This window comes from Terrihalobacillus insolitus (assembly GCF_028416575.1).
GTDB lineage: Bacteria > Bacillota > Bacilli > Bacillales > Amphibacillaceae > Terrihalobacillus > Terrihalobacillus insolitus.
Genome location: NZ_JAMQKB010000001.1, coordinates 627,735 through 642,935, shown reverse-complemented (window position 1 = coordinate 642,935; position 15,201 = coordinate 627,735). Strand labels below are relative to the sequence as shown.

The 15,201-nt window shown below is 34.0% G+C and carries 15 protein-coding genes; 12 read left to right on the top strand and 3 right to left on the bottom strand.

What is annotated here, in order from left to right; genetic code table 11:
• Positions 1 to 41: 41 nt before the first annotated feature.
• The 9 genes from NC797_RS03020 to NC797_RS02980 all read left to right on the top strand — a co-directional run bounded on the left by NC797_RS03020 (position 42) and on the right by NC797_RS02980 (position 9,488).
• The gene (locus NC797_RS03020; RefSeq protein ID WP_272435172.1) at positions 42 to 1,289 is read left to right on the top strand and encodes a hypothetical protein; all 1,248 of its coding nucleotides are present in this window, start codon (positions 42 to 44) and stop codon (positions 1,287 to 1,289) included.
• Positions 1,290 to 1,351: 62 nt separating this feature from the next.
• Entirely contained in the window at positions 1,352 to 2,617 is a 1,266-nt protein-coding gene (locus NC797_RS03015) for a glycosyltransferase (RefSeq protein ID WP_272435171.1), read from the top strand.
• 88 nt (positions 2,618 to 2,705) lie between these two features.
• Positions 2,706 to 3,971, top strand: a complete 1,266-nt coding sequence (locus NC797_RS03010) for a flippase (protein WP_272435226.1) — start codon at positions 2,706 to 2,708, stop codon at positions 3,969 to 3,971.
• A gap of 22 nt (positions 3,972 to 3,993) precedes the next feature.
• Positions 3,994 to 4,905: a sugar transferase gene (locus tag NC797_RS03005; protein ID WP_417168674.1), complete on the top strand. Its 912-nt coding sequence runs from the start codon at positions 3,994 to 3,996 to the stop codon at positions 4,903 to 4,905.
• Between the two features lie 41 nt (positions 4,906 to 4,946).
• Positions 4,947 to 6,116: a nucleotide sugar dehydrogenase gene (locus tag NC797_RS03000; protein WP_272435169.1), complete on the top strand. Its 1,170-nt coding sequence runs from the start codon at positions 4,947 to 4,949 to the stop codon at positions 6,114 to 6,116.
• Positions 6,117 to 6,520: 404 nt separating this feature from the next.
• Complete coding sequence (locus NC797_RS02995) at positions 6,521 to 6,958, top strand: hypothetical protein (RefSeq protein WP_272435168.1); 438 nt, start codon at positions 6,521 to 6,523, stop codon at positions 6,956 to 6,958.
• A gap of 38 nt (positions 6,959 to 6,996) precedes the next feature.
• Positions 6,997 to 7,212 carry a hypothetical protein gene (locus NC797_RS02990; protein WP_272435167.1) on the top strand — a complete coding sequence of 72 codons (216 nt, stop codon included), beginning with the start codon at positions 6,997 to 6,999 and terminating at the stop codon, positions 7,210 to 7,212.
• A gap of 544 nt (positions 7,213 to 7,756) precedes the next feature.
• On the top strand, positions 7,757 to 8,443 hold the full coding sequence (locus tag NC797_RS02985; RefSeq protein ID WP_272435166.1) for an FRG domain-containing protein: 687 nt from the start codon (positions 7,757 to 7,759) through the stop codon (positions 8,441 to 8,443).
• A 4-nt stretch (positions 8,444 to 8,447) separates the two neighbouring features.
• Positions 8,448 to 9,488, top strand: a complete 1,041-nt coding sequence (locus NC797_RS02980; protein WP_272435165.1) for a beta family protein — start codon at positions 8,448 to 8,450, stop codon at positions 9,486 to 9,488.
• Here NC797_RS02980 and NC797_RS02975 read toward each other — a convergent pair.
• A complete protein-coding gene (locus NC797_RS02975) occupies positions 9,449 to 10,333 on the bottom strand; it encodes a sce7726 family protein (protein WP_272435164.1) in 885 nt (294 codons plus the stop codon). The two genes, NC797_RS02980 and NC797_RS02975, sit on opposite strands and share 40 nt — an antisense overlap.
• A 634-nt stretch (positions 10,334 to 10,967) precedes the next feature.
• Between NC797_RS02975 and NC797_RS02970 the strand changes: the two genes are divergently transcribed.
• Positions 10,968 to 11,705 carry a magnesium chelatase domain-containing protein gene (locus NC797_RS02970; RefSeq protein ID WP_272435163.1) on the top strand — a complete coding sequence of 246 codons (738 nt, stop codon included), beginning with the start codon at positions 10,968 to 10,970 and terminating at the stop codon, positions 11,703 to 11,705.
• A gap of 222 nt (positions 11,706 to 11,927) precedes the next feature.
• On the opposite strand, the gene NC797_RS02965 is transcribed toward NC797_RS02970, so the two are convergent.
• Positions 11,928 to 12,233 (bottom strand): hypothetical protein, encoded by a 306-nt coding sequence (locus NC797_RS02965; protein WP_272435162.1) that lies wholly within the window; start codon positions 12,231 to 12,233, stop codon positions 11,928 to 11,930.
• Positions 12,234 to 12,236: 3 nt separating this feature from the next.
• Positions 12,237 to 12,467 (bottom strand): hypothetical protein, encoded by a 231-nt coding sequence (locus NC797_RS02960; RefSeq protein ID WP_272435161.1) that lies wholly within the window; start codon positions 12,465 to 12,467, stop codon positions 12,237 to 12,239.
• A gap of 406 nt (positions 12,468 to 12,873) precedes the next feature.
• Between NC797_RS02960 and NC797_RS02955 the strand changes: the two genes are divergently transcribed.
• A complete protein-coding gene (locus NC797_RS02955) occupies positions 12,874 to 14,409 on the top strand; it encodes a YifB family Mg chelatase-like AAA ATPase (RefSeq protein WP_272435160.1) in 1,536 nt (511 codons plus the stop codon).
• Entirely contained in the window at positions 14,406 to 14,981 is a 576-nt protein-coding gene (locus tag NC797_RS02950; RefSeq protein ID WP_417168673.1) for an REP-associated tyrosine transposase, read from the top strand. Before NC797_RS02955 ends, NC797_RS02950 begins: the two co-directional genes overlap by 4 nt.
• Positions 14,982 to 15,201 lie beyond the last annotated feature (220 nt).

The window sequence follows — 15,201 nt, the reverse complement described above, 5'->3', positions numbered from 1 at the left end:
TATTAATATTATAGGCGTTTAAAACGAAGGTTGAGGTTAGAATGAAAAAAGGGAACTCTAAAAATAATACTCTTTTATCAATTAATGAAAGAAAAAACCTTGATTGGTTATGGCTGATTAGCGTGTTTTTGTTTTCTATTAATCTATTAGAGAAAGGTCAATATTGGTTAATAGGATTATTTATTACCGCACTGATTATTATTAATCATAAAGTATCGAAATTTAAAATAACAATTGATCTATTACTAATATTTCTTTTTACAGTTAGTTATTTTATCATCTTTTCTCTTTATCGATCAGCTGGAATGTTTACAATTCTCGTATTTCTAGTTGGACCAATAGCTTGCTTTGTTTTGGGATACTTTATAGTGAAAACTGATTATAACTTCATTGTGAAGTCAATGATAACAATTTCTATAGGGTTGTTTATTCATGGCTTTTTAAATATGTTGAAATATTTTCAAATATATGGATTTCGTCCTTCAATTAGTGAGAGGATAATACCAGATATATGGACGGGTGTAAATATAGCGGCAACTCTCCAAGGCACACATTATGCAATAATCTCAAGTCTATTATTTTATAGTATTATAGTATTAAAAGACCGAAAACACATTTTAGTTTCCAGTATTATAATATTAGCAACTGTACTTTCAGCTATCTTTTCATTTATATCAGGAACTAGGACTTTATTGGTAATTATAGTAATAAACTTCTGTTTTAGCTTTTTAATTTATGGCTTTCAAAGAAGAAAAAATTATAAAGAATTTTTAAAGTTATTATTTGCGATATTGTCTTCTTTTACTGTAGTTTATCTCATTTATATAAGTAATACATTTGGCATAAAAGATTTTGTATTAAATTCTACGTGGTATTTGAGATCGGAAACAAATACACTAGAAAGTGACCCAAGGATGTTATTCTGGAAAACTGCAATAAGTCAAATGTTCCAATTCCCATTTGGCGGATATAGAATGGGTTTCTCTTACGCACATAATTTATGGCTAGATGTCCTGAATGCCACAGGATTGATTCCTTTCTTTTTTCTATCTATATATACAATCAAATCTTTTATAAATTTATTTACTATTATTATTAATGAATTTGTAGAGATTGAATTTAAAATATTTATCTTTAGTACCTTTTTGGGCTTTGTATTACAATTTATGGTGGAACCGATACTAGAAGGTGTTCCATATATGTTTTTACTTTTTCTTTTATTTAATGGGATGACCAAGAAGTATTTAGATTTGTGTAAGTCCCAAAAAAATTCAAGAGCTCAAGAATAACTATTTAAACCTTAGTTGGAAATCAAAAAATTATTAACAGGAAATATGAGGAGTAATATAGCATGAAAGTATTGTGGCTTACAAATAACCCGCCTCCTGAAGCATGTCAATTAATGAACAAAAATGCATCCCCATTTGGAGGATGGTTAATTAACACTTCGAAAATTTTATCAAACAAAAAGGATTTTGAACTTTCAATTGTTTTCCCTAGTTTGAATGTAAAGAATGTAAGTAAGTTTGATGGAGAAAAAATTACTTACTTTGCTTTTCCTATTTTGAAGATGACCGATACAGTATTAATAAAAGATAACATTTATTTAAAAAGCATTTTAAAAAAGGTGAAACCAGATTTAGTCCACATTTTTGGGACAGAGTTTCCACATACGTTGGCAATGGTGAATGCATGTAAAGAGTGTGGTATTAAATCTGTAATTAACATTCAAGGTCTTGTATCAGTTATAGCAAAACATTATTTGGCTCATCTTCCAGCTAGTGTTCAGAAAAGGTTCACGTTTAGAGATTTTATAAGACAAAGCAACATCATTCAACAACAGAAGAAATTTGAAAAAAGAGGGATATTTGAGACTGAAGCAATTCAAAAAGCAGATCATATAATCGGACGAACTACTTGGGATAAGGTATGTACTACACAAATCAATCCGAAGGCAAGTTATCATTTTTGTAATGAGACTCTGAGAGAAGTGTTTTATAAAAATGAATGGTCATTAGATAATTGTGAGAAGCATTCAATATTTCTAAGTCAAGCAGCCTACCCAATTAAAGGGTTACACTTTATGCTTGAGGCACTACCATTAATTATTAAAGAATATCCAGATACAAAGTTGTACATTGCTGGACCTAATTTTATATCGGCTACTACTCTAAAAGGAAAACTGAAATATTCCTCATATGCCTTGTATATTAAAAAGTTAATAGAAAAATATCATTTGAGAAATCATGTCTTTTTCACTGGACTGCTTGATGAAAAAGACATGTGTAGTAGATTTTTGAAATCACATACATTTGTGTCTCCTTCAATAATTGAAAATGAATCAAATTCACTAAGTGAAGCTAAAATTTTAGGTGTTCCTAGTGTTGCTTCCTATGTTGGCGGGGTGACAGATAGAATCATGCATAATTTCGATGGATTCTTATACCAACACGATGCTCCGTATATGATGGCATTTTATATAAAGCAAATATTCGCTGACCAACAATTAACTAAAAGTATTTCATATAATGCAAGAAATAAAGCACTTGAAGTACATGATAAAGAAACTAATTTTAATACATTATTGAATATTTATAAAGAGATTTCAACTGAGTAAGTTTGTCATTATATATAAGTGAGGGCAATATGTATATGAAACAATTAATTGAGTTACTAAAAAAAAAAATAGTGCCGTCGGAAAAGGGATTGTAAGCAATGCAAGCTGGTTAATAAGTGAAAAGGTTTTCACTATGTTTATTGGCTTGTTTACAACTGCATTGATTGCAAGGTACTTTGGACCGGAACAATTTGGTTTATTTAATTATGCATTGGCATTCGTAACCTTGTTTACTGCTATCTCATCCTTAGGTTTAGAAACCTTTGTAGTTAAAGAACTTGTGGATAAAGAATATGAAGAAGGAACAATTGTTTTTTCAAGTTTTATTTTAAGGCTTATTAGTGGCTCAATTTTAACTGCGTTAACAGTAGGAGTTATTAACATAATAGAACCGAATGACAGAATCCTTCATTTAATTGTTCTGATTTTATCATTATCAATGGTGTTTAAAGCCTTTGAAGTAATAAAATTTTGGATGCATAGGTATCAATTGGGAAAAACTCTTACAATAGTTAGAATTATTGTATATGTATTCTTTTCACTACTAAAAGTTTTCGTTGTTCTTTTTGATGGAGATCTTTTTCATTATGCGTTGTTATTTCTTATTGACGCTGTCATTTTTGGTATAACTCTTGTAATAGTTTACTTTAATATTAGAAATAGTAAATCAAGGTTATCATTTAGCTTTTCGTTTGCTAGAAATATACTTTCAAAAAGTTGGTATATTATATTGTCAGGTTTGATGGCAACATTATATATGAGAGTTGACCAAGTTATGTTGGGTTCTATGATTGAAAATACAAGAGAGTTAGGAATTTATTCTGCTGCGGTAAGAGTTGCTGAAATGTGGTATTTTATTCCTATGGCAATAATAACTTCGTTTAAACCAGTTATAATGGAATATAAAAATTTAAATAATAATAAATACCATGAAACTTTAATAAAGCTATATTCAGTTATGTTGTGGGTGGGAATAGTTGTAGGGGTTGTAATTATATTATTTTCCAAAATTATTATTAACATATTATATGGTGCAGATTTTACCAAAGCCTCTAGTATTCTTACAATTAGTGTGTGGGCAGGAACTTTCGGAATGTTAGGTACAGCAAGATCAACTTGGTTAATTAGTGAAAATCTACAAAAATACAATTTGGCTTTTATGTCAGTAGGAATGATTATAAATATAATCTTAAATTTAATACTTATTCCTAAAATAGGGGGGTATGGAGCTGCGATTGCTACTTTGATAGCCCAAATTTATGTTGCACTAATTGGTGCTTTATTTTTTAAAACAACGAGGATTGCTACTAAAATGATGTTAAAAGCGATAAATCCTAAAAGAATGTTAAATTAGTGAAATAGAGGTTGTGATTTTATTGTTAGCTCCAATAGTACTATTTGTTTATGCTAGACCAGAACACACAATTAAAACAGTTGAAGCCTTGGCAAAGAATGAGTTATCTAAAGAATCAAAGTTATTCATTTTTTCTGATGCCCCCAAAGGAAAAAAAGACATTGAGAAAGTTGAAAAAGTAAGAAACTATATATTGAGTTTATCAGAAAAAAATTGGTTTGAATCGGTATCAGTTCATATGTCAACTGAAAATAAGGGATTAGCTAATTCAGTAATAGAAGGTGTTACTTCAAAGATTGAAGAGTTTGGAAAAGTAATAGTTCTTGAAGATGACTTAGTAACTTCTCCAGATTTTCTATCCTATATGAACCAAGCATTAAATTATTATGAGAAAAATGATGATATTTGGTCTATATGTGGCTATACATTTAATATAAATTTTCCAAATGGTTATAGTGATGATGTATATTTAGCATACAGAGGTGGAAGCTGGGGATGGGCAACTTGGATAGATCGTTGGATTCAAGTAGACTGGGAAGTGAAGGATTACCCCAAATTTAAAAAAGACAAAGTTGTTAGAAAAAAATTAAATTGTGGCGGACGAGATATGGCAGATATGCTTGATGCTCAAATGAATGGCAAAATAGATTCATGGGCTATTAGATGGTGTTATACTCAATCGAAATTAAATAAATTTACAATATATCCAATTAAATCCAGAGTTAAGAATATTGGACTAGATGGAACTGGTACACACAGCGGGAAAAATAATAAGTTTGATGTAACAATACCAAGTTCAGGTGAAAAAGTTAATTTAAGTAATCCAAAATTAAATAACGAAATTTTAAAAAAATTCAAGGATTACTTTGGTACAAAATGGGACTGGAGAATAATTCGGTTAAAAAGAACTATAAAAAAAATAATGAAAGTTTAAAAAGGAAGGTTAAGCATAAAGATGAAGAGAGGTTGTGAATTATGAAGAAAATTACAATCGCTGGTACAGGTTATGTGGGCTTATCAAATGCTGTATTACTGGCTCAAAATAACGAAGTAATTGCATTAGATATTATTCAAGAAAAAGTAGATATGCTTAATAATAAAAGGTCTCCAATTATAGATAATGAGATTGAAGAATTCCTTGCAACAAAAGAATTAAAATTATCTGCAACAACGGACAATTATAAAGCATTTAAGGATGCCGAATATGTAATTATATCTACACCTACCAATTATGATCCTGAAAAGAATTATTTTAATACTAGGACTGTTGAAGCTGTTATTGCTAACGTTTTATCTATTAATCCCGATGCAGTGATGGTTATTAAATCTACAGTTCCGGTAGGATATACCGAAGCAGTACGAGAGAAATTTGAGACAGAAAATATTATTTTTTCACCAGAGTTTTTAAGAGAAGGTAAGGCATTATATGATAACTTGTACCCTTCAAGAATTGTTGTTGGAGAACAGTCTGATAGAGCAAAAGTTTTTGCTGAATTGTTAGTAGAAGGTGCAGCTAAAGAAAATATTGATGTCTTATTTACAAATTCAACGGAAGCTGAAGCTATTAAACTATTTGCAAATACTTACCTAGCAATGAGAGTAGCTTTCTTTAATGAGTTAGACTCTTATGCGGAAGTAAGAGGATTAGATGCAAAACAAATTATCGATGGTGTTGGACTAGACCCTCGAATAGGTACACATTACAATAATCCTTCATTTGGATACGGTGGTTATTGCCTTCCTAAAGATACAAAGCAGCTACTGGCTAATTACGAAGATGTTCCGAATAATATTATGGCAGCAATAGTAGATGCCAACAGAACAAGAAAAGATCATGTTGCTGAAATGATTATTAAAAGAAAACCTAAAGTTGTAGGAATCTATCGTCTTACGATGAAAATGGATTCTGATAACTTTAGACAATCTGCTATTCAAGGGGTTATGAAACGAATAAAAGCCAAGGGAATTGAAGTTGTTGTGTATGAGCCAGCGCTTCAAGAGGATGCATTCTATAATTCTAGAGTAATTAATGAATTCGAAGAATTTAAGAAAGTATCAGATGTTATTGTTGCGAATCGATTATCTGATGATTTACGTGAAGTAGAGGATAAGGTATATACTCGGGATTTATTTAGTAGGGATTAGAAGAGTATTTTGCTTCTTGCTAAATTTGTACTTGGCGGTTATCAAGTGGACAAGAGGGAGTAGTGGTTTTTACACGCTCCCTTTAATGTTTAACCACAATATGAAAAAAACAGTCATTTCTTTAGGAAGGACTTCCCTCAATGTCCATTGGGTGAACGAATTAATCCAGCAAAGCAGATGAAGGAGGGATGCCTTATGTTTATTAAAGGTATTAAAGGTATGGTAAAGCACATTCATCTAACAGGATTGACGTTAAATTTTGGTTTTATTGGATTGAACTTTGCTGGAAGTTCATCCTAAGGAAATGACAATAGTCCTTAACAATTATGTTCTTTACGACAGTACATAAAATTATGTAGATGCTGAATGGTAAAAATAAAATAATAAATTTTAAGGAGATAGTCGTGAATATTACAGAAATTATTATGACTGTAATTGGATCTTTGATTGGTTCAAGCGTAATTGCCTCAATCATTTCATATTTATCAACTCAACACTCTAGTATTCGTAGTCACCAAGCAAAATACATAACTGAGGAGAGACAAAAATGGCGTAAGGATGTAAAAGAAAAAATCGCATTATTTTGCTCAAGTGATCAAATTAAAGAATTGAAGGAGATAAAAACCTTTATATCTTTATCGTTAAACCCGCGTGATGAAGAGGACAAAAAAATAATTGATTGTATGGAACGTTTTCTGATTGATAGAAAAGAAGAAGATATAAACGAACTTGAAAAAAGGGTAGCTTTTTTACTAAAACATGATTGGGAAAGAGCAAAAAAAGAGGTAGGTATTCCCCATAAAAATGTTGATAGAAGTAACTTTTCTTGCGATGAAGATTAACTTTAATATTCTTGGAATTTAGAAAGGAATTTAAAGCAATGATAAACAAGCGATTGATATCAGGTGTTTTTGAAGGTAAGGAGTATATTGGACACATAACTTTACAGGGAGAGAAATTTGTAGGATCTGTACACCAAGTTCCAGAAGCGGATGAAGCTGAAATCTTTTTTGATCATTCAACAGGAATTTTCGATACATTTGAAGAAGCGGAAGCCTATGTGATGAAGGAATGGAACAGGAGATTTGGTGATTAAGCTAAATGTAATGTCACAGTGACGCCCCGAAATATGTCGAATGTTGATAGATAGGATGAGTAGTAGAGTATGATAAACTTAAATAGCAACTGAATATTGTGAGGGTGGTTGGTTGTCGCTCTTCTTTTCTTTTTTTAGGGAAAGGGGGTGATGATCATGGAAACATTTCTTTGAATTTCTACGTGAAGTTCTGAATCTCAATGTAAGGTCAGTGATGCCTCGTATTTTGTCGAATGTTAAAGGGAAGGGAGTATGATCACCATGTCGATTTTGGTAGTACTCAGATTCACTTTCGATGGAGAAAAAATTTATTGTACAAATAGAGTGCTAAGTCACAGAGAGGTCACTATAAAATTTACTAAAAACTATAGTAAATGGAGTGGCATTTTTGTAAGCGTTTCCCTTAAGGGGGCTTGATTAAGTTTTGTAAAGAAAGCTTTGAGTAAATTATTAGTGCTGTACTTATACTCGGAAAAACAAAAAGGATTTTGACGTCCCTTGTCGAATTACAATATCATAAGGGAATATTAAAGGGGTTAGTAAAATGGATTACACAGTGTCAAGTTTTTTGGAGCTTCATGGCGCATTAGAACACTTTAAATCTGGGGATTATCTGTTTCGGGGTGTCTACAATACAGATTACAAACTAATACCTAAAATTGGCCGCCAAAGTGGATGTGACTTATTCGAGTATGAGTATTCAATAATGAAGCAGTTTAGAAGGTTGGCAGTACCGTTTTTAGATAAAACTCCACAAAATGAATGGGAAATCCTCGCAATTGCACAACACCATGGTTTACCTACACGACTTCTAGATTGGACAAAGAACCCCATAGTTGCTACATACTTTGCTGTAAATAAACAACACGATAGCGATAGTATTATATATGTTATTAATTCATCAAATTTGGATTCCAATATAGATTACAATTTTGAACCTTATGTATATGAAGAGGATGACAATGAGGTCAAATTATTTGAACCAGACCATGTCACACAAAGAATAGTAGCCCAGGATGGACTCTTTACCGTACATAATAATCCACTTTTACCTCTGGAGGAAAATGAGGATATTGAAATAGAAAAGATAAGGATTAACGGAAATTGCAGAAACACAATTAAACAGACGTTGGATTTTTATGGTATACATAAGGCTTCCTTGTTCCCTGGGTTAGATGGAATAACCGAGTACTTGGAAGGAACTATAAAAGCACCAAATTCGAAGGAGTGATATCATGTATATGCCGGTAATTAAAAACAGGACAGTGGAAATGAATGTTCTGAAAAAACTATATCAAATACCTATCTCACCGAACATTGTACCAATGATTGAGATGATCCAACTTAAAACGAAAAGTAATTCAAATAAAGATCTAACTGATGAACTGGAGGATATTTTTTGTTCAAATGATGAAAAAAGGCCATTTTTAATTGATATTGTTAAAAAGAATGTGCCGAACAATACAACAGCCGTCGTTAGGGATTTTTTAACTAGGGTAAATAGGAAGCCGGGATATTATGAAGAGATTGTTAATAAATTTGCAAAGCTTGAAAATGCTATTCCAGTAGTGTCTTATAATCCTAATAGCTATGATCCAGAGGACATAGAGAATGATGTGGAAACACTTAAAGACTTTAATAATTTAGCTTTTAGAGTTACTTCAAATACATTTAAGCAAGCTTTCTTAAAAGTAAAGGAGTTAATAAAAAATGGCGATTATTTAGTGTTAGACATTGGATTAGCTAGTCATTTAAATCCCGCTTTAAGAAGAATGTATATCGATATTCAAGAGCTTAAAAGCAAAGTGAATTTCACTTCTATTATCTTAAACTCTACCAAGTCCAGTGAAGTGACAAATGTGAGTTTGGAAGATGGAGAGCCAATTTTTACAATTGACAATAGTTTACGCGACACTTATTCTCGGCTGCATCAATTTGATGGATTTGGAGATTATGCGTGCATAGTTAATGACCTACCTTCAAAGGGCGGAGGGATTAGTCCTGCAGGAATTTACTATTCTTATCAGTACAATTATTTTATAGGATACAGAAGAAATAAGGATTTAGCTGAATTTGAGAATTATATTGCACCTAAAATTGTTTCCTCAGAATATTGGAGTGAATTCTCGGAAGATCACCATCAAAAGTGTCCTGGCTGTCAACTAATTTATTCAATAAGTAGGGGTGAGGAGCCTGGGAAAAGCCAGGCTAAGTGGAAAGGTATCACGATGTTCCATTATATATATACTTTGTCTGAAAAAGAAGGCTTACAGTAAGTAAGGTCAGGGTCAATGGGGTGGTGGAAAAAAGGTTGAATATCAATTGGATATATTTCCTGGAAATGGTTTTTAACAAAGTCCCATTGTTGAGCATACTTACTTTGCAATCTCCATTTAAACAAAGAATTGATTTTCTTACTTTGGTACAATTCTAACAGCAAATTTATCCTTTCATTTTTCTTTGAAGGGATTGCATTAATTTGCTGTTTTTTAAGTATTAATTCAATGTCTCTGGATGATAGATTCCGAATTTGAGCTTCTGGGCATATATCAGGACTTTTTAAAGCGGCTTTTTTATAACTGAAAATGCACTCCCCTTTTAAAAATCTGTATTTAATAACTCCGCAATGGAAGGGGACTATATCTAGCACCTTTTTGATATGCTTTTCATCAGTAATAACATAAATATACTCAAATAATTTAGAGTAGTCGTTGAGTTGTTTTGGCAATTTTGTTAGACCATCAATTTCTGTTTTAATTTCATAGGCAATGGATTTTCCGTTAACCCGGCATAAATCAACCCTACTTGAATCGGTGTACATCTCAAAAAAGGTGACTTCATCTTCTTTATCAACAAAATTTTTAATAAAGTTATACTTAATGGTTTTTTCGGCAGGAACATAGGTCATTATTAATTCGTTAGCAGCTTCATTTGCAACATACTTACGGGAATAGCAATCAAATATGTGGTTGAATTTCCCCTCAAATGAGGAGTAAATGAGATCCCATATTTGTTTATTAGTTAAGTTGAAGTTATATGAACGATATAAAAGCTTAGCATAATGACCCAATTGTTCATCATTCAGCTCTTGTTTAAGTTTATGCATCATTTCTTGGGACAATCTTTTCACCCTCATTCTAGATTGATATTAACTGTACAGGATAAAAAAATCAATACATAAAGAGTAGGTTTTCCAAAAAAGTCATATTCTTATTCTCTTCCTATTTCTACAAATATCAAAAAAAGTCCTTTTGGAAATCCACTATTGGAGTAAAGGGGTAAATGTATTGTCACAGTGACGCCCCGAAATATGTCGAATGTTGATAGATAGGATGAGTAGTAGAGTATGATAAACTTAAATAGCAACTGAATATTGTGAGGGTGGTTGGTTGTTGCTCTTCTTTCCGTTTAGGAAAGGACGTGATAATCATGGAAACATATCTTGAATTTCTACGTGAAGTTCTAATGTATGGTCACAGAGACGCCCCCAGAAATTTATCGAAGGTTGTTAGGAGAGAAGTGTAGCAGTGGTTGGGTTTGTTGCGCTTCTTTCTATTTACTTTTTTATTTTATATTTCAGCAGGATTTTGGGTTATTTTGTAGAATAGTTTGGATGTAGATAGAAAACGATCACTTTGATTTTAAACCTCAATTGTTACCCCATCCTATTTTTCTTTCCCATTTTACTTTGATTATCTGTTTCATTTGATTTAGTACGAATTGTATATTGAAAATTTTTAATTGGAGGCATATGTATGACTGTCAAGGTTTCAAGTATTGGCTTAAGAGGTTTGGAAGGCTACCGTGTGCAGGTTGAGGTGAGGATTTCCCAAGATACGGAGTCGATGGTGATTGTGGGGCTCCCTGATGCTTCGGTTAAGGAATCACGAGAGCGGGTGTTGGCTTCGATTGCTCATTTTGACCTGGATGTGACGGACAAGAAGGTGGTCGTGAATCTATCTCCGTCTGACCAAAAGAAAAATGGTTCTTTGTTTGATTTGGCCATCGCCATTGCTGCTTTGAAGGAGTTGGGTGAAGTGAAGCGTGAGATTCCATTAGAGACTGCCTTCATTGGTGCGTTATCGCTTGATGGTACGGTTATGAGTGGAGAAGGAATATTACCTGCTATTATTGCTGCCAAAGGCCTTGGGATAAAACGTGTGTATTTACCTTATGATTCGGTTCTTCCCCTCCATATGATACAAGGTATTGAATGTGTTGTTGTGAATCACATTGAGGAGGTAGTTCAGCATTTGGAAGGTCAAGAAAGCTTGTTGTCTCAACCTCATTTCTCGTCAAAGGAACATCTAACTCCAGATTCTGACACACGTCAAAAAAATTTTAGACATGTGATTGGCCATGAACAAGCGAAAAGAGCATTAGAAATCGCTGCAGCTGGCGAGCATAATTTGCTCATGAGTGGTCCACCAGGATGTGGGAAAAGCTTGTTGGCTGAAACATTCCCCTCTATCTTACCTAAATTAACGAATTAATGTATTGTCACAGTGACGCCCCGAAGTTTGTCGAATGTTAATAGATTGAAAAATATCTTGAAAAAACGAATGAATAGGCAAGCAAAAAAGAAGTAACCACATTCCTCTCCTCGTAGGCATTGGAAATGTTGGTTACTTCTTTTATAGGTGTTGCATTGCCTATTCAGTCAGGGTTTAGGTAGTTGAAAATAGCTGGTGTATAAAAATACAGGTTATTACTAGTTATGCTAGTAATCTTTGATGCGGGTGGCGAATTAAAAATATTTCAATTTGATTTGTTGTTATTCTATAAAAAACTTTATAAGGATCTGATTTTCCAATAGAAATTAGTACCATTCGTAGGTCTACAGGCATTTTTCGAATGAGAACGTGACGACCAGGAATATATATTGAAAAATCTTGTTTTGCAAAATAAAGTTGAATGGTATCTTTTAGATATGATGCTATCGGTGGGAGTTCAAAACTATTTCTCCACTGATCTAATTCCACTAAGGAAGTAATAGCTGATTTTCTCCAAACTGTTTTCATTGGTTAGCTCTCTAACATTTTCTTTATTTCTTCTTCCGTTAATATCGGATTATTTTCATGGATTGCTGCCATTAAATGCCTTTCTTCTTCAGGATCAGTAACTTCATAGCAATCATCGTTACCAACATCCTCTACTTCCATCAATAAAAACTTTCTTTTACCAACTTGGATGTATGAATGACCAGATTGAATTGCTTTTTTTATGTCATCATGTTCAATTCTTATAGGTTCCATTAACATCACCAACTTTAATTTATTTAGACTTATTATACATGATTGCTTGAAAAAATTAAACAGAACTCCGGATCACAAGGACGCCCCGGAATATATCGAATATTAAGTGAAGCATAAATGTAATGTCACAGAGACGCCCCCCGGAATATGTCGAAGGTTGTTAGGAGAGAAGTGTAGCAACGGTTGGGTTTGTTGCGCTTCTTTCTATTTACTTTTTTATTTTATATTAAAGCAGGATTTTGGATTATTTTGTAGAATAGTTGGATGTAGATAGAAAAGGATCACTTTGATTTTAAACCTCAATTGTTACCCCATCCTATTTTTCTTTCCCATTTTACTTTGATTATCTGTTTCATTTGTTTTAGTACGAATTATATATTGAAAATATTTAATTGGAGGCATATGTATGACTGTCAAGGTTTCAAGTATTGGCTTAAGAGGTTTGGAAGGCTACCGTGTGCAGGTTGAGGTGAGGATTTCGCAAGATACGGAGTCGATGGTGATTGTGGGGCTCCCTGATGCTTCGGTTAAGGAATCACGAGAGCGGGTGTTGGCTTCGATTGCTCATTTTGACCTGGATGTGACGGACAAGAAGGTGGTCGTGAATCTTTCGCCGTCTGATCAAAAGAAAAATGGTTCTTTGTTTGATTTGGCCATCGCCATTGCTGCTTTGAAGGAGTTGGGTGGAGTGAAGCGTGAGATTCCATTAGAGACTGCCTTCATTGGTGCGTTATCGCTTGATGGTACGGTTATGAGTGGAGAAGGAATATTACCTGCTATTATTGCTGCCAAAGGCCTTGGGATAAAACGTGTGTATTTACCTTATGATTCGGTTCTTCCCCTCCATATGATACAAGGTATTGAATGTGTTGTTGTGAATCACATTGAGGAGGTAGTTCAGCATTTGGAAGGTCAAGAAAGCTTGTTGTCTCAACCTCATTTCTCGTCAAAGGAACATCTAACTCCAGATTCTGACACACGTCAAAAAAATTTTAGACATGTGATTGGCCATGAGCAAGCGAAAAGAGCATTAGAAATCGCTGCAGCTGGCGAGCATAATTTGCTCATGAGTGGTCCACCAGGATGTGGGAAAAGCTTGTTGGCTGAAACATTCCCCTCTATCTTACCTAAATTAACGAATCAAGCTCAGCTAGAGGTGATTAGTCTTTATCAGCTAGCGGGTGAAAAGCGAAACCAATATCAAACAGTTCCCTTCAGGCACCCCCATCATTCTGCTTCAGCTGTCTCCATTATTGGTGGTGGGTCGAACCCGCGACCTGGTGAAATTTCAATGGCTCATCGCGGTGTACTTTTTCTCGATGAGATTGCAGAATTTTCTAAGAAGACACTTGATATGTTACGCCAACCACTAGAAACGGGTGAGGTGACGATTAGTAGAGTGCACTCTACCGTGACATATCCTTCTTCATTCATACTCGTGGGTGCGATGAATCCCTGTTCGTGCGGATACCTTGGTTCCAGGCACCATTACTGCACTTGTTCACACAAGCAAATTCAAGCATACCGAAATCGATTGTCAGGTCCTATTTATGACCGGATGGATATTCTCCTATCTTTAAAATCGGTCAATGTAAACCAGCCGCAGGAACAGCAAGAATCCTCTTTAGAAATTCGTAAACGAGTGGAATCAGCACGCCAGCGTCAGTTTGACCGTTATCAAGTAGAAGTGTCCAATGCAAAGGTTCCGTTTGAAACGATGATGGAAACGAGCCCATTGTCAATGGAACAGAAAAAGACACTCACAAATGTTTCCGCTAAGCAAAACTGGAGCAATCGCGTCCAAATTAAAATCATTAAACTGGCAAGGACCATTTCTGATTTAGCAGGGGAAGAAAGGATAGCCGATCATGCAATTTGGGAGGCGATGACGCTAAGAAGGTGGGGGCAGAATAAACAACAAGTGATTGCGAGGGAAACATGATGCCATATAAGAAAAGAATTTATATACCAGAGCGATTTTACCATATTGTTTGTCGGGGAAATCGCCGTGACCCCTTGTTTCGAAATGTCAGTGACTTTCAAGCTTTTCTTCATATCCTCCAGCAACTCTACGAAAAGTACCCCTTTGAACTAGCCTCCTATTGCCTCATGAATAATCATTACCATTTACAATTATGTTCAAAGGAAGTGGCGATCTCGAAGTTAATGGCACTAATCAATAAGCGGTATGCTAATTATTATAATACAAAATATCGCCTCACAGGTCATGTATATGAAAAACGTTTTTATGACAAAGTGATTGATGACAAAGAAGGAATGCTGGAAGTAAGCCGCTATATTCATCTCAATCCAGTCGAGGCGAAAATGGTTAAGTTGCCAGAATATTATCCCTGGAGTAGCTACATTTATTATAGGAATGGGAATTCATCAGCCCCTTGTTATATGAATATGAATAGTTTACTAGATTACTATGAAGGGACAACGACGCAGAAGCGGGAAAAGTACTGCAACACGGTATGGTTGAATACAGCCAATGAAATGTACCATCCTTGACATAGTTTTTACAGGGTTAAACGACCACCTACTAAAGCAGGTGGATTTTGACATAAATGTCTACGACTAAAGTCGTTCTCAAGGCTAAAGTCCTTCTCAAAGCCATTGTGTTATGTCTTCTTTCTATTTATTTTTTTATTTTATATTTTAGCAGGATTTTGAGTTATTTTGTAGAATAGTTGTTTGATAGAATAGTTGGATGTAGATAGAAAAGGATCAC

Bases quoted from the DNA above. Each gene is read 5' to 3' on its own strand.
- NC797_RS02990 (WP_272435167.1), top strand. From the start codon at position 6,997: ATGATAAACAAGCGATTGATATCAGGTGTTTTTGAAGGTAAGGAGTAT.
- NC797_RS02985 (WP_272435166.1), top strand. From the start codon at position 7,757: ATGGATTACACAGTGTCAAGTTTTTTGGAGCTTCATGGCGCATTAGAA.
- NC797_RS02950 (WP_417168673.1), top strand. From the start codon at position 14,406: ATGATGCCATATAAGAAAAGAATTTATATACCAGAGCGATTTTACCAT.
- NC797_RS03015 (WP_272435171.1), top strand. From the start codon at position 1,352: ATGAAAGTATTGTGGCTTACAAATAACCCGCCTCCTGAAGCATGTCAA.
- NC797_RS02980 (WP_272435165.1), top strand. From the start codon at position 8,448: ATGTATATGCCGGTAATTAAAAACAGGACAGTGGAAATGAATGTTCTG.
- NC797_RS03000 (WP_272435169.1), top strand. From the start codon at position 4,947: ATGAAGAAAATTACAATCGCTGGTACAGGTTATGTGGGCTTATCAAAT.
- NC797_RS02970 (WP_272435163.1), top strand. From the start codon at position 10,968: ATGACTGTCAAGGTTTCAAGTATTGGCTTAAGAGGTTTGGAAGGCTAC.
- NC797_RS02955 (WP_272435160.1), top strand. From the start codon at position 12,874: ATGACTGTCAAGGTTTCAAGTATTGGCTTAAGAGGTTTGGAAGGCTAC.
- NC797_RS02960 (WP_272435161.1), bottom strand. From the start codon at position 12,467: ATGGAACCTATAAGAATTGAACATGATGACATAAAAAAAGCAATTCAA.
- NC797_RS02965 (WP_272435162.1), bottom strand. From the start codon at position 12,233: ATGAAAACAGTTTGGAGAAAATCAGCTATTACTTCCTTAGTGGAATTA.
- NC797_RS03020 (WP_272435172.1), top strand. From the start codon at position 42: ATGAAAAAAGGGAACTCTAAAAATAATACTCTTTTATCAATTAATGAA.